Source organism: Pseudomonas sp. 65/3-MNA-CIBAN-0223 (assembly GCF_040310425.1).
GTDB classification, from domain to species: domain Bacteria; phylum Pseudomonadota; class Gammaproteobacteria; order Pseudomonadales; family Pseudomonadaceae; genus Aquipseudomonas; species Aquipseudomonas gregormendelii.
In genome coordinates, this window is record NZ_JBEOPV010000014.1 from 35,175 (window position 1) to 48,799 (window position 13,625).

Genomic DNA, 13,625 nt, shown 5'->3' on the forward strand with positions numbered 1-13,625 from the left:
TCTTGCAGACTCACCGCGGCGCCTTGATCGCGGGGAGGCCTTGCTCCCACAGGTCTTGCCCGCACTAACGGTAGATCAAACCCCATCAATCGTACGCCGCACCTTGTCCAGCAGCTCGTTGATCTGGAATGGCTTGACCAGCATTTCCATGCCATCGCCGAGGAATACCTGGCGGTTGATCGCGTTTTCCGCATAGCCGGTCATGAACAGGATCGGCAACTGCGCGCGCCAGCCTCGGGCTACGTCCGCCAGCTCGCGGCCGGTCATGCGCGGCAGGCCGACGTCGGTCAGCAGCAAGTCGATCGACGGGTCGTTCTGCAACCGCTCGAGTGCGCTTTCAATGTCGCCGACCTGGGTGCAGCGGTAACCGGCGTCCATCAGCACCTCGGTGACGAACATGCGCACTGACGGCATGTCCTCGACGATCAGCACGTGCTCGCCATCGCCCTGAGCATCTGCCGTGAGTGGGGGGGGCTGGCTGGAGGTCGGGTCGGAAGTGGCGGGCAGCATGATCGTGACTTCGGTACCGCGGCGCGCCACGCTACGGATGTGCGCGTCGCCGCCGGACTGGCGGGCGAAGCCGTAGATGGTCGACAACCCGAGCCCGGTGCCCTGGCCCAACGGTTTGGTGGTGAAAAACGGATCGAAGACCTTGTCGATGACGCTGTGATCGATGCCCGTACCGTCATCGCGTACGGCCAGGGCAACATACGCACCGTCCGCCAGGTTGGGATCTCCGTGGGAGAAGGCGGCATAGGTACTGACCCAGATATTACCGCCCTGGGGCAGCGCATCGCGCGCGTTGATCACCAGGTTGAGCACGGCACTTTCAAGCTGGACCGGGTCGACCAGGGCGATCGCCGCCTTGGACGTCAGCTCAAGTTTCAGGGCGATGCGCTCACCGATGGTGCGCATCAGTAATTCTTCCAGCGAACGCACCTGGGCGTTGATGTCCACCGGCCGGGTGTCCAGTGGCTGCTGGCGGGCAAAGGCCAGCAGGCGATGAGTGAGGGAGGCGGCACTCATGGCAGAGCTCAAGGCGGCTTCGGTATACAACTGGACCTTGTCGGTGCGTGACGCGGCGATGCGCTTCTGGATCAGTTCGAGGCTGGTGATAATGCCGGTCAGCAGGTTGTTGAAGTCATGAGCGATGCCGCCGGTGAGCTTGCCCAGCGCGTCCATCTTCTGCACCTGCAGCAGCTGCGCCTCGGTGCGTGCCCGTTGTGCGACTTCGTTGGCCAGCTGGGTAGTGGCGTCATCCAGGCGCGCCAGGTGCGAGCGCTCACGATGACGGTGCTCGGTGACGTCCTCGACGAACACCAGGCTCAGTTCAGGTGTGCGGTAGGGTGAGAGCTGCCATTCGGTCTCGCGGACTTCGCCGTGCACGCGCATATTCAGCGTGCCTTTCCAGCGCTCGCCATAGGCCAGGCGCAGGCGCAGTTCGTCAATGACCGCGCCCTGGTCCGGGGCAAAACACTCGCGCAGGGCATCCGGGTCGAGGTTGTCCTGCATCAGCTGCGTGAACGCGTGATTGCATTCGTGCACCTTGAGCTGCGCGTCCAGCACCGCGATGGGCGCAGACACATTGACAAAGATTTCCCGAAAACGCGCCTCGCTCTCGCGCAGCGCATTTTCCGTTTCACGCACCCGCAGCAAGGTGCGCAGGGTCGCCAGCAGCACATCCGGGTCCACCGGGTGAATCAGGTAGGCATCCGCGCCAGCGTCCAGGCCGGTGATGATATCGCCAGTCTGGATCGACGCTGCCGACACGTGAATTACCGGCAGCAGGGCGGTGGCGGGGTCGCAGCGCAGCTTGCGCACGATGTCGAAACCGCTCATGTCCGGCAGGTTCACGTCGAGAATCAGCGCGTCGAGGGCGACACTGGCGATCAGTTCGAGGCCCTCGCCACCGGTGCCGGCCTCCAACACTTCATAGCCGTGGCTTTCCAGGCGACGGCGCAAGGCGTAGCGCGTAGCGACGTTGTCATCGACGACCAGCAGGCGGATGTCACGTTTCATCGACGGGCTCCATGGCAATTGCCAGCGGGATGATCACGAAAAAGGTCGAGCCCAGGCCCGGCTTGCTCTCCAGGCCGACTTCGCCACCCAGTAACTGAGCAAAGCGTTTGCACAGGGACAGTCCGAGTCCGGTGCCGCGAAGGCGCTTCTGCAGCGGAGAGTCGACCTGGGAAAAGTCCTCGAACAATGCGCCATGTAGCTCCGGGGCGATACCTATTCCGGTGTCGCTGACGGCAAAACGTACGTGAGTAGCGTCGTGCAGCCGTGCCGAGACCCGGACTTCGCCGCGGGTGGTGAACTTCAGCGAGTTGGAAATGAAGTTGCGCAGGATCTGTGCGAGCTTCTTGTCATCGGTGAACAGCTTCGGCAGGCCCACCGGTTCTTCGAAAATCAGGTCCACGGCGCTGGCATCGACAATCGGGCGAAACATGCCGCGCAACGCGGCGAACAGGTCGAACATGTCGAACCAGGCGGGCGAGATATTGATGCGCCCGGCTTCGATCTTGGCCAGGTCCAGCAGGTCGTCGACCATGTCGCTGAGTTCGCGCGCGGCGGTGCTGACAAAGGCCACCTGCTTGTGCTGCTCGGCGCTCAAGGGGCCGTCGAGCTCATCGGTCAACAGGCCGGTGATGCTCAGGATCGAACCCAGTGGTGTGCGGAACTCGTGACTCATGTAAGACAGGAAACGGCTCTTGAGGTCCGACGCCTGGCGCAACTGGTCGGCCTGGGTATCCAGTTCAGCATACAGCGCCAGGACACCCTGGTTGGTCTCGTCCAGTTCCTCTCGCAGGGCATTGGCCTCGGCCTGCAACTGCGCGACCAATGCCGCCTGCTCGTCGTGATTGATGGGTGCATCAGCCATGTTGGGCCTCCAGCTCAATGACCACGACCGTGACGTCGTCGCTTTTGCGGCAAAAATCGCGGTGCAAAATGGCGGCAATCACGGCGGGATGGCGGTGCACCAGGCCGGGGTAATCTTGCAGGTTCCAACGGGACTGCAGGCCGTCGCTGTACATGATCAATAGTTGTCCGTTCACTTGAGCATAGTCAAAGGGTTGCGCCTTTCGATATTGCCCACCGACGATGCCGGGGTGGGACGCCAGGCCGCGTGATTTTCCGGGGGCGATCAGGCAGGCACCGATGTTGCCGATGCCGACGAATTTCAGTGCATCGGCGTCGCCGTCGAACTGTGCAATCGCCAGGGCGCCGCCGCGGGTGCCGATCATGTCGCGATGGATGTCTTCGAGCAGCATCACCGGCGTGGTGAACGGCGCCAAGGCGAAGGTCTGTTCACCCGCACGTGCGGCGCGTTCGGCGTCCTCGCCATGGCCCAGGCCATCGATCACCAGGGCACTGATACGCGAGCCGTCAAAGGCCAGGTGCCAGACATCACCACAGGCGGGGTCGTTGCGCAGGGAATGCTGGCTGACGCCGAACCGCTGGTCCGCAGCCTTGTCGTTGCGTGGGTACAGCCGGGCCAGCAGCACAGCGCCCCGGGCGTCGGCATACACATCAAAGACTTGGGTCTGGCGCGACACCGCGCCCAGGCCGATGCCCTGGGTGCCACCGGTAGAAAAACCGTCGGCCAGGCAGGCCTCCAGGTCAAATCCGTTGGCCCGGTCGATGGCGAGCATTTCAATCCCGGCACCGGCTGCGCGAGGCAGCACACGCAGGTGCAACTCACCGCTGGCGGCATGTTTGAGGATATTACTGGCAAGTTCGGTGGCGACCAGTGCCACGCGCCCGGCATCCGTGGCGTCGAAGCCGTGCTGCTCGGCAAGTTGCTGCGCGGTACGGCGGGCGTGACCGATCTGGCTGGTGTCTTCGATGGGGAGTACTTGCGTCATCGAACCGCTGATGTTCATACCCATCGTGTGATCGTTATGCGAGTACCCTTGCCGGGCGCGGTATCGAGTTCGAATTCTTCCACCAGGCGTTTGGCGCCGGTCAGGCCAAGGCCCAGGCCACCCCCGGAAGTCCAGCCGTCGGTCATCGCCAGCTTGATATCGGGTATGCCCGGCCCCTCGTCGCGGAACACCAGGCGCAGCCCGGTGCGGGCGTTTTCATCGAGGATTTGCCAATCCATGTCGCCACCACCGCCATACACCATGGTGTTGCGCGCCAGCTCGCTGACCGCGGTCACCATCTTGGTCAGGTCGATCAACCGCATGCCGCATTCAGTGGCCAGCTTGCGCGCAGTCTGGCGCGCGAGGACCACGTCCTGTTCGATTTGAATGGGTTGGCTGCCACTGCTGCGCACGTTCATCGTTCACGTACTCGATCCTGCAGCAGTTTCATCCCGCGTTCGACGTTCAGGGCGGTACTGACGCCCGGCAGGCTCATGCCGAGCTCCACCAGGGTGATCGCCACGGCCGGTTGCATGCCAACCAGCACGGTCTGGGCGTCCATGATGCGCGACAGGCCGGAGATGGTGCCGATCATGCGCCCGATGAACGAGTCGACCATGTCCAGCGCCGAAATGTCGATCAGCACGCCGCGAGCGGAGGTGCGGCTGATGCGCTCGGACAGGTCATCCTGGAGCGTCAGGGCCAACTGGTCGTGCATGTCGACCTGGATGGTCACCAGCAGGAAGTCGCCCATTTGCAGAATTGGAATGCGTTCCATTGGCTCAACCTGCCTTGCTGACAGTCAACCCCAGGCGGGTCAGGGCCAGTTTCAGCGCGTCGGCCAGGTTAGCCTTGGTGACTACGCCTTGCAGGTCCAGGCCCAGGTGCACGATGGTCTGGGCAATCTGCGGACGTACGCCACTGATGATGCAATCGGCGCCCATCAGGCGAATCGCGGTGACGGTCTTGAGCAGGTGCTGGGCGACCAAGGTGTCGACCGTCGGCACGCCGGTGATGTCGATGATGGCGATTTCCGAGCCAGTGTCGACGATGCGCTGCAGCAGCGACTCCATGACGACCTGGGTACGTTGGGAGTCCAGGGTGCCGATCATTGGCAGGGCAAGTACGCCATCCCAGAGTTTGACCACCGGCGTCGACAGTTCCAGCAGTTCTTCCTGCTGGCGCTTGATGACTGCTTCGCGGGATTTCTGGAAGGTGCGGATAGTGTGCATGCCCAGAGCGTCGAGCAGCTCGGAGACTTCCCACAGTTGTTCGGCAAGCAGTGCAGGGTTGTCCTGATAATGATTCTGCAGCATCGCAAACATCGGACCCTTGAGCGAGAAGATGAAACTGGCGGTCTGATGGGAGTCCTGGCCGAGGAGGGCACGGCTGTGGGACAGCTTCTCGAGGAACTGGCGAATCTCGTCCCAGCCTGGGGCAGTAACGTTCTGACCATTGCCTTGTTCCAGGCCGGCGACGATCAGTTGCAGAAATTGCGCAGTCTGTTGCTTGAGGTCCTGTTCCTTGACGTTGCGCGAGGCACCGTTGGCTTCCAGGCGCTGCGCCCAATCAGCCAGCAGTTGATTCTGGTTGATTTTCATTGCATCGAGTGTGCTGGTCTGCAGTGCTGCCATGTGCCTGAACTCCTTGAAATTATTGGCCGATTACGTGAATTTTGGATCGGCGCAAAGCAATGACATTTGCCGTTCGAAATAGTTGTCGTGCTGCGCAGTTATTTATCATCTCACACAGCGTAGGTGATCATGGATGGAACGTTGTTCGAGGCGCAGATTCGAAGCTATAAGGCGAGTGTCTCAGCCTGCCCTGTACTGATGAATGAGGTACCTATGAAAGACGACTCGATGACGCAGCAACAAAATCAAGCGGTGGACCGCAACGATCCGGCGATTGACCCGCAGACCCCCGGTGACAACTCTGCTTCGCAGCAGCAGACCAGCGAGCCGGACAGCGCCGACTCAGCGGTGGATCAGAAGAATCAGCACGACGACAACGACAATGAATTCAGCCCGGGCTTCAAGCCTGAACCGGATCGGGCCAAACCTGGTGATAACACCGATGGCGATATTGATACCGATGGCGGCTAGGCGCGTTGTGGCCACATGAAAAAGGCCGCATCGATTGATGCGGCCTTTTTGTTGGAGCGCCTTACTTGTCTGGATGCGCAGCTTGCAGTTTTTTCGCCTCTGCCAAGTGTTTTTCCAGCGCTGGCAGCATTTTTTGCGCGAACGCCTTGAGCTCGGTGGCGCCTTTTACCTTGTCGTCGGTCACGGTATTGGCTTCTTTCTTGAACAACTCGATGGTTTCCTCGTGTGCCTTGACCTGATTGTTGGCGTAGGCGGCGTCGAAGGACTCATCACGCACTTCCAGGATCTTTTCCTTGGCCTGCTTCACCAAGGTCGTGGTGTCCGGCACTTCGATGTCGTTCTTGCGCGCCAGCGCTGCAAGTTCATCGTTGGCTTTGGAATGATCAGTGATCATCATGTTGGCAAACGCCTTGATATCGGCCGATGAGCTCTTTTCCAGGGCCAGTCGGCTGGTCTCGATTTCGGCGATCCCGCCAGCGGCGGCATTGTCGACGAAGTCGTTGGAAGTGGCGGCAAACGCTGTGCCCATACCGGTGCTCAAGGCTACGGCCAGGGCGAGGTTACGCAAGGTGAATCCGTCCATTGATCATTCTCCACACAGTTTTTATGAGCGATCCGTTGATCGTTAATAAATGGAGGGGGATGAATGGCCAAAGGTTTGATCGCGTTTGCGCCAGGACGACGAACGGACACTCCCGGTATCGACAGAACCTGCCAACCGAGGCCATTCTGGCAATTGGTGAGCGCAATTGATCGCGTTCACTGCCGATCAACAAACGGAGGTGTTCCATGCCGGTGACCCACGATCTGTATCAGGACCTGAAACTGTCAAAGGAAGAGATCCAGCAAAAACGCACCAAGGATCCATTACTGGATTCACTGATCAACAAGTATTCGCAGGCCGATGCGGAGGTGGTGAAGGCAGAGACCGCCCAGTCGGATGCGCCCAGTGATGATGCGCTGAAGAAGCTCAAGGAGAAGCGCTTGCAGGTCAAGGACAAGATCGTCCAGCAACTCCAGGCCAGGTAACTAACCTGACAGCAGGAGCCTGCACCTGCCCGGCTCCTGCATAGTCCGATTATTGGAGCGCCTTCGCCAGGGGCAACCGCACCATGTGATTGGCCTTCAGCGACCCAAAATACAACCACTCGCCATACTCGCGCACGGTGGTGATGGGCGAATAATTGTCGCGACTCCCGTCTTGTAGATTGGCAATCACCTGTCCTTGCAAATCCATGCCCAGCGCAAACCCACGCTTTTCCACCGGCTTGGGCAGCACGCTCATGGCCCGGGCGATCATTTTGCGCACGAAGGGGTGCGGCGCCGAGGCATCCAGCAGGGCGTTGCGCGGGGCGTAGAGCGCCACCCAGAAACGGTTCTCGCCGTTGAACGACAGGTTGTCTGGCATACCTGGCAGGTTGTCGATAAACACATCATGAGTGCCGGCTTTCGGACCGCTCAACCAATAGCGGCTGATGCGATAGGCGCCGGTTTCGTTGACCAGCACAAAGCTGTCGTCCGGGCCCAGTGTGACGCCGTTGGCGAACTCCAGCTTGTCCAGCAGCACGGCTGTCTTGCCGGTCTGGAAGTCGTAGCGTAGCAAGCGCCCGTCACCGCCATGCTCGATGATGGCATCACCATCGCTGCCATAGCCGAACCGGCTGGAAGCGTCACTGAAATAGGCGTAGTGCCCGGACTTGTCGATGGCCACGTCGTCGGTAAAACCCAAGGGCACTCCCTTGGCCTCTGTGACCAATGGAATCAGGCGGCCCTGGGCATCCAGGGATAACAAGCCCTTGACCCCGTCGGCAATCACCAGCAAGCCGTTTGGATGTCGCGCCAGGCCCAACGGTCGGCCTCCGGTGTCGGCCAGGACCTGGGTGGTCTTGCCGTCGAGGCTAGTACGGATCAACCGACCGTCGTGCAGCCCGGTGATCAGCGCATTGTCTTCGAGCAGCAATGCCTCCGGGCCTTCGAGGTTGCCGGCGCCCACTTGCTCGACGTCGTTGAGGCGCTGATTGTCTACGTAGACGCCACTGGTGAGCGAAGGCGCCGGTGGCGGGTTCCAGGCCACCGGTCGGACCTTGGTGGGCATCAACAACAGGAACGCCGCAATAGCCACCAGCACCAGCAATACGACATGACGAAACCTTATGGATCGACTCACGCAGTGGCTCCTGTGGGGGCCAGGTGCTGTTGCGCCATTGCGCGCAAGGCCAGCATGGATTGCGCAGACTCGCGGTCAATGCGGTGCTTGAGCAGAAGGTGATTGGCCAGGCGCATCGCCAGGCTCTCGAACTGATAGTCCAGGGTGCGGATAAACCGTGTGCCATTGCCCTGGGCCGCGCACTCATAGGTCAGCACCAGCGACAGGCCGTTATCGCCCTGGGCGCGGGCAATCCAGCGCCGTCCCGGCAAGTATTCCTCGACCACCCAGCTCAGGTGACCTTCACGGCCTCCGGCGCGAATGTCTTCTTCGAAGCGTGACCCTGCATGCAGCGGGCCGGCCTGTCCGTCGACTGTCAGGGACGACGGGTGCCACTCCGGCCAGCGGGTTGCGGCGCTGGCGTAGGCGAGCACCTCAATCGGGTTTGCGGCGATGTCGACTTGATGCTGCATGCGGGTCATGGGCCTACTCGTCGGGGGTGTGGTGAGGTGTTCCGGTTCCCAGTAGAGGGTGCCGAACAGGTAATCCATCAAGGGCAAGACAATGTTGAAATTGCGTTCCTGCATCAGTTCGCGGCGGTGATGCAATTCGTGCAGGCGACGCATCTGGCGGATCCACGGCAGCCGGGTCAGACGGTTGCTCGGCGGCAAGTGTTCGCAGGCATGGAACACTTCATAGGTGAGGTAACCAAGCACCAGGCAGCCACCGAACAAACCGGCAACGTTGGTATTGATCAGCGACAGCAGCCACCACAGGGGCAAGGTAACCACCAGGGTGTGCAGCACGATCAACCACGCCGGAAACAGGATCACCCGCCAATCCCGGGCGCTGTCATAGCTCATGTGCCCGGGGGTGAAGAAACTGTGGTGATCGCCTGCGTGTCGGGCGTAGAACATTCGCGCAAAGCTTTTTTTGTGGTGCCCGAGGTGACGGTGCACCAGGTAGACGCCGGCGTGGAACAGCAGCAGGGTCAGCGGCACGGCCAGCCATTCCCCTGGCTGGACCTGTTGCACAGTACTCCAGAATGCGCCACAGGCCAGCAGTCCGAATACCAGTACAAAAACGCCGTGCAGCCAGGGGTTGTAGCGCGGGTGCACGGCAGCGCGGTAGCGGCTGCGGAATAGATCGGTGGTCTGCCTCACTGCATTCACCCCGGATGATGGTCACCCCAGCAGATTAGCCGATTCCAGGCGTCTGGCCGGATTGATCTCGACGGCACAAATGCCATGCTCCGGTGCAGCGCGTGCTCAGATCAGCGGGTCCCAGCGCTGTGACCAGTCACCATCGCGCTTGATGACTTCGCGTAGCAGATCGAATGCCTGTTGCAGCGTCGCCGAATCGCGGTCGCGGGAGTAGACCAGATAGGTCGGGTAGTTGAACTCCGGGGCCTTGGGCACTATTTCCATGACGCCACTTTCCAGGTAGCTCTGGACCACTCGAGTGCGGAAATAGCCGCTGCCACCGTGTTCGAGAATGTATTGCAGGCCGAGCGGGCCGAGGTTGAAGCTCAAGGCAGCCCGGGCATTTTCTGGCAGCGCCGCATCGTGCTGGCGGCGGAAGTCCGGACCCCAATCGATATAGACGTAAGGGTCGGGTTTGGCCACCAGGCGAACCCGAATCAGCTTTTCTTCCAGTACCTGCTCAACTTGCAGGCGCGGCCAGTACTCGGGGTGATACACCAGAGCCGCGTCCAGTAGCCCGATCTCCAGCTGGCGCAACAAATGTTCGCCATCGCGGACTTCCATGCGCAGCGCATGGCCGGGAATCTTCTCCCGCAGTTCGCCGGCCCAGCCGAGCATCAGCGGGTTACACAGGCTGACTTCGCCACCAATGTGCAGGACATTGTGATAACCCTCGGGCAGCGGCAAATCCCGACGCGCCGCTTCCCAGGTTTGCACCAGCTGGTTGGCATACACCACAAAGGCCTCGCCGTTGGGCGTCAGTCGTGCGCCGGCGCGATTGCGCACAAACAGCGTACTGCCGAGCTGGCTTTCGAGTTTTTGTACCCGTGCAGTGATGGCGGTCTGGGTAACATGCAGCTTCTGCGCTGCGGCGGCGAGGCTGCCGTGACGAACAATTTCGAGGAAGGTGCGGGCGAGATCGATGTCCATGGGGCGGCCGGTGCGGGAGGTGCAGGCATTGTAGCAACTGTGTTCTCAGCCAGGCGCCCCCCGTGCACGTCACACATGCACGGGGACCTGGAACGTCGCTTAGAATGCAAAACACGAACACCCGAACGCTCCCCAGAAGCCCTGGAAATCACTGACCGGAGCCGAGGACAGCCGCGCCCGCTCATGGCTGTGGGCGTGCACCGCGCAGGCGCCCACACATTGATGAACCTGTGCGGTTAGCGGCGCCAGGGGTTTCCAGTGGCCGGGCACTGTGACCACCGGGGACCATTCAGGCACCACTGGCACTGGCGGGGGGCCGAGCTTGCCGAACTCGGCAGTGCCGTAGACGATTTTGCCATCGACAATCGTCAGCACCGACTCGATCCATTTGACCGCCTCGTCTTCGATGTGGAAATAGTCGGCTGAAAGGGCGATAAGGTCCGCCAGTTGTCCCACCTTGATCTGGCCTTTCTTGCCTTGTTCGGAAGAAAACCAGGCGCTGCCATGGGTGAACAGTTCCAGCGCGGTGTCGCGGCTCAGGCCCTGGGGATACAGCTCCAGCCCCCCGACGGTGCGACCGCTGACGAGCCAGTAGAGCGAAGTCCAGGGGTTATAGCTCGACACCCTCGTGGCATCAGTGCCGGCCCCGACGGGCAGGCCTTCGGCGAGCATGCGCGCGATGGGCGGGGTGTGTTCGGCCGCCTTGGCGCCGTAGCGCTCGACAAAATACTCACCCTGGAACGCCATGCGATCCTGAATCGCGATACCGCCGCCGAGCGCTTTGACCCGTTCGATATTCTGCGGGGTAATGGTTTCGGCATGATCGAAAAACCAGGGCAGCCCATCGAAAGGGATATCGCGATTGACCTTCTCGAACACATCGAGCATGCGGCTGATGGATTCGTTGTAGGTGGCATGCAGGCGGAACGGCCAGCGTTGTTCCACCAGGTGCCGAACCACTGGCTCAAGTTCCTGTTCCATGGTTTGCGGCAGGTCGGGACGAGGCTCGAGGAAGTCCTCGAAGTCGGCTGCGGAAAACACCAGCATCTCGCCGGCGCCGTTATGCCGTAGAAAGTCATCGCCCTGGCCGTAGCGAGAGGTGCTCGTCCAGTTCTTGAAATCGGCAAGCTCTTCCTTCGGCTTCTGTGTGAACAGGTTGTAGGCAATGCGGACCGTGAGTTGCTTGTCCCGAGCCAACTGCTGGATGACCTGGTAATCATCAGGATAATTCTGGTAGCCGCCACCGGCATCGATGGCGCTGGTAACGCCCAGGCGATTAAGTTCGCGCATGAACTGGCGGGTCGAGTTGACCTGGTACTCCAGCGGGAGCTTGGGCCCCTTCGCCAGGGTCGAGTAGAGGATCATCGCATTGGGTCGAGCAATCAACATTCCGGTTGGATCGCCATTGGCGTCGCGCTGGATCTCGCCACCGGGAGGGTTGGGCGTGTTCCGGGTGTATCCGACGACCTTCAACGCTGCGCGGTTGAGAAGGGCGCGGTCGTAAAGGTGCAGGACAAACACCGGGGTGTCCGGGGCGGCCTTGTTCAGTTCGTCAATGCTGGGCAGGCGTTTCTCGGCGAACTGGAACTCATTCCAGCCACCGACCACACGTACCCATTGTGGCGTTGGCGTGCGATCTGCCTGGTCCTTGAGCATGCGCAAGGCATCGACTAGGGACGGGACGCCTTCCCAGCGCAGTTCGAGGTTGTAGTTCAAACCGCCGCGAATCAGGTGCAGGTGCGAGTCATTGAGGCCGGGGATGACGGTGCGTCCGTGCAGGTCGACGATTTGCGTACCGGGACCTTGCAACGCTATGGCCTGAGCATCGCTGCCAACCACCACGAAACGCCCGTCCTTGATCGCCACGGCACTGGCCTGGGGCTTCTTGCGATCGACTGTGTGCAGGCGTCCATTGTACAAGATGAGGTCGGCGGGGGCGTCGGGCATGGTTTTACTCCCTGCAAACAGCGGGCTGATCCAGGCACCGACGGCACCTGCCGAAAGGCCTTGCAGTACACGGCGGCGGTTAAATCCGTCGTGGTCGTCAGGTGGGCTCATGGCAGTGCTCTCCACAGGACTGGGTTCATCGCAAGTTAGCGTTGGCAGCCAGATTCTGAAGCAGGCGGCCAGAAGGAATATAGCCGGCAAATCCACGCACGGCCTTTCACCGGGGCGAAAAACGACAAATCCCGCCTTGAAGGGCGGGATTCGTTTGCAGCCAGCGCGGCCCCGAAGTTCGGGGCCCATCGCTTAGGCCGGGAACAGCTCGGACAGTTTCATCGCCAGCATCATGTCGCCTTCAGCGCGCAATTTGCCGCCCATGAACGCTTGCATGCCGTCGGTTTCGCCGCTGACGATGCCTTCCAGGGTTTCGCCGTCCATCACCAGGGTCACCTGGGCGTCCGGGTTTTCGCCTTCCTGCAGCTCGCAGGTGCTGTCCTTGACGATCAGCGAGAAGTTCTTGGTGTCGTCGATGCGAAAACCGAAGACCAGGTCCAGACCGGCAGCAGCGGCTGGGTTGAACTTGGCTTTCATTGCTTGTACGGCGTCAGCTACGGAGGTCATGGTTTGATCCTTTCTTGGGTAATTAGAGCTGGTTGATTACAGCCAGGGTCACAATAGTCCGGACTCAGCGAAATGTGATGAGTTCCGGGGCCTTCAGCAGTTGCAGGTGCGCATGGCTGTTGAAGGAAGCCAGTGCCACCTCGCGCCCACGAAACTTCAGGTGGTTGAGCGAGGTGTTGACGATTTGCCAGTTCAGTTCAAAAGCCTGCCGGGCAGGCATTTGGGTGATCAGGTGGAGCAGGGCAGTGATGGTCCCGCCGGAGGTGAACACGGCGATTTTCTGGGTGTTGTCGGCGCTTTCGAGGATGCGGTGCAGGCCGGCGCGGACGCGCTCGACAAATCCCAGCCAGCTTTCCAGGCCCGGCGTGTCATAGGTGCCGGCGAGCCAGCGCTCGATGATCAGCGCGAAGATGCGCTGGAACTCGCCGCGGTTCTGAGCGGCGTTGCGCAGGATGTGCAGGGCTTGGGGTTCTTGCGGCAGCATTTCAGGCAGCAATGCGCGGATGACCGCATCGGCGTCGAATTCGTTGAACGCCGCATCGGTTTCCAGGATCGGCACGGGCAGCCCGAAGGCGGCGAACTGGTCGAGGGCGCCGGTGGCGGTATCCTGTTGCCGGCGCAGGTCGCCTGCCAGGCAGCGATCGAAGCTGATACCCAGTTCGGCCAGGTGCTGGCCGAGGATTTGCGCCTGGCGCACGCCGGTCGGCGACAGGACGTCGTAATCGTCTGCACCAAAAGAGGCTTGGCCATGTCGAATCAGATAGATGCTGCCCACGTCCGCTTCATCCCGGTACGTTGAAGGTCTGGCGAG

General features: G+C 61.1%; 15 protein-coding genes. 2 read left to right on the forward strand and 13 right to left on the reverse strand.

Annotated features, from left to right (window positions below):
- Positions 1 to 75 precede the first annotated feature (75 nt).
- The 6 genes from AAEZ09_RS18305 to AAEZ09_RS18330 are packed head-to-tail and all read right to left on the reverse strand — an operon-like array spanning position 76 to position 5,500.
- Positions 76 to 2,019, reverse strand: a complete 1,944-nt coding sequence (locus tag AAEZ09_RS18305) for a response regulator (RefSeq protein WP_350600261.1) — start codon at positions 2,017 to 2,019, stop codon at positions 76 to 78.
- Entirely contained in the window at positions 2,009 to 2,881 is an 873-nt protein-coding gene (locus AAEZ09_RS18310) for a sensor histidine kinase (RefSeq protein WP_045057598.1), read from the reverse strand. Before AAEZ09_RS18310 ends, AAEZ09_RS18305 begins: the two co-directional genes overlap by 11 nt.
- On the reverse strand, positions 2,874 to 3,884 hold the full coding sequence (locus tag AAEZ09_RS18315; RefSeq protein ID WP_350600329.1) for an ATP-binding protein: 1,011 nt from the start codon (positions 3,882 to 3,884) through the stop codon (positions 2,874 to 2,876). The genes AAEZ09_RS18310 and AAEZ09_RS18315 overlap by 8 nt, the downstream gene beginning before the upstream one ends.
- Positions 3,881 to 4,285: an anti-sigma regulatory factor gene (locus AAEZ09_RS18320; protein ID WP_045057597.1), complete on the reverse strand. Its 405-nt coding sequence runs from the start codon at positions 4,283 to 4,285 to the stop codon at positions 3,881 to 3,883. The genes AAEZ09_RS18315 and AAEZ09_RS18320 overlap by 4 nt, the downstream gene beginning before the upstream one ends.
- The gene (locus tag AAEZ09_RS18325; protein ID WP_045057596.1) at positions 4,282 to 4,644 is read right to left on the reverse strand and encodes an STAS domain-containing protein; all 363 of its coding nucleotides are present in this window, start codon (positions 4,642 to 4,644) and stop codon (positions 4,282 to 4,284) included. The genes AAEZ09_RS18320 and AAEZ09_RS18325 overlap by 4 nt, the downstream gene beginning before the upstream one ends.
- A 4-nt stretch (positions 4,645 to 4,648) precedes the next feature.
- Positions 4,649 to 5,500, reverse strand: coding sequence for an STAS domain-containing protein (locus AAEZ09_RS18330; protein ID WP_045057595.1), 852 nt, complete (start codon positions 5,498 to 5,500; stop codon positions 4,649 to 4,651).
- Between the two features lie 228 nt (positions 5,501 to 5,728).
- Here AAEZ09_RS18330 and AAEZ09_RS18335 point away from each other — a divergent pair, with 228 nt between their 5' ends.
- Positions 5,729 to 5,971: a hypothetical protein gene (locus tag AAEZ09_RS18335; RefSeq protein WP_236695819.1), complete on the forward strand. Its 243-nt coding sequence runs from the start codon at positions 5,729 to 5,731 to the stop codon at positions 5,969 to 5,971.
- 61 nt (positions 5,972 to 6,032) lie between these two features.
- Here the strand turns inward: AAEZ09_RS18335 and AAEZ09_RS18340 are convergent, their stop codons facing one another.
- Positions 6,033 to 6,554 (reverse strand): DUF4142 domain-containing protein, encoded by a 522-nt coding sequence (locus AAEZ09_RS18340; RefSeq protein WP_350600264.1) that lies wholly within the window; start codon positions 6,552 to 6,554, stop codon positions 6,033 to 6,035.
- A 206-nt stretch (positions 6,555 to 6,760) separates the two neighbouring features.
- Here AAEZ09_RS18340 and AAEZ09_RS18345 point away from each other — a divergent pair, with 206 nt between their 5' ends.
- Positions 6,761 to 7,000 (forward strand): DUF465 domain-containing protein, encoded by a 240-nt coding sequence (locus AAEZ09_RS18345; RefSeq protein WP_045057592.1) that lies wholly within the window; start codon positions 6,761 to 6,763, stop codon positions 6,998 to 7,000.
- A gap of 49 nt (positions 7,001 to 7,049) precedes the next feature.
- Here AAEZ09_RS18345 and AAEZ09_RS18350 read toward each other — a convergent pair whose 3' ends face one another.
- From AAEZ09_RS18350 to AAEZ09_RS18375, 6 genes are all read right to left on the reverse strand, one after another.
- The gene (locus AAEZ09_RS18350) at positions 7,050 to 8,138 is read right to left on the reverse strand and encodes an SMP-30/gluconolactonase/LRE family protein (RefSeq protein WP_045057591.1); all 1,089 of its coding nucleotides are present in this window, start codon (positions 8,136 to 8,138) and stop codon (positions 7,050 to 7,052) included.
- Positions 8,135 to 9,280: a sterol desaturase/SRPBCC family protein gene (locus AAEZ09_RS18355; protein WP_350600266.1), complete on the reverse strand. Its 1,146-nt coding sequence runs from the start codon at positions 9,278 to 9,280 to the stop codon at positions 8,135 to 8,137. The genes AAEZ09_RS18350 and AAEZ09_RS18355 overlap by 4 nt, the downstream gene beginning before the upstream one ends.
- 105 nt (positions 9,281 to 9,385) lie before the next feature.
- Complete coding sequence (locus AAEZ09_RS18360) at positions 9,386 to 10,249, reverse strand: LysR family transcriptional regulator (RefSeq protein WP_350600267.1); 864 nt, start codon at positions 10,247 to 10,249, stop codon at positions 9,386 to 9,388.
- Between the two features lie 99 nt (positions 10,250 to 10,348).
- The gene (locus tag AAEZ09_RS18365; RefSeq protein WP_350600330.1) at positions 10,349 to 12,196 is read right to left on the reverse strand and encodes an amidohydrolase; all 1,848 of its coding nucleotides are present in this window, start codon (positions 12,194 to 12,196) and stop codon (positions 10,349 to 10,351) included.
- Between the two features lie 303 nt (positions 12,197 to 12,499).
- Positions 12,500 to 12,814, reverse strand: coding sequence for an SCP2 sterol-binding domain-containing protein (locus AAEZ09_RS18370; protein WP_008154977.1), 315 nt, complete (start codon positions 12,812 to 12,814; stop codon positions 12,500 to 12,502).
- A 64-nt stretch (positions 12,815 to 12,878) separates the two neighbouring features.
- Positions 12,879 to 13,589: a histidine phosphatase family protein gene (locus AAEZ09_RS18375; protein ID WP_045057588.1), complete on the reverse strand. Its 711-nt coding sequence runs from the start codon at positions 13,587 to 13,589 to the stop codon at positions 12,879 to 12,881.
- Between the last annotated feature and the right edge of the window lie 36 nt (positions 13,590 to 13,625).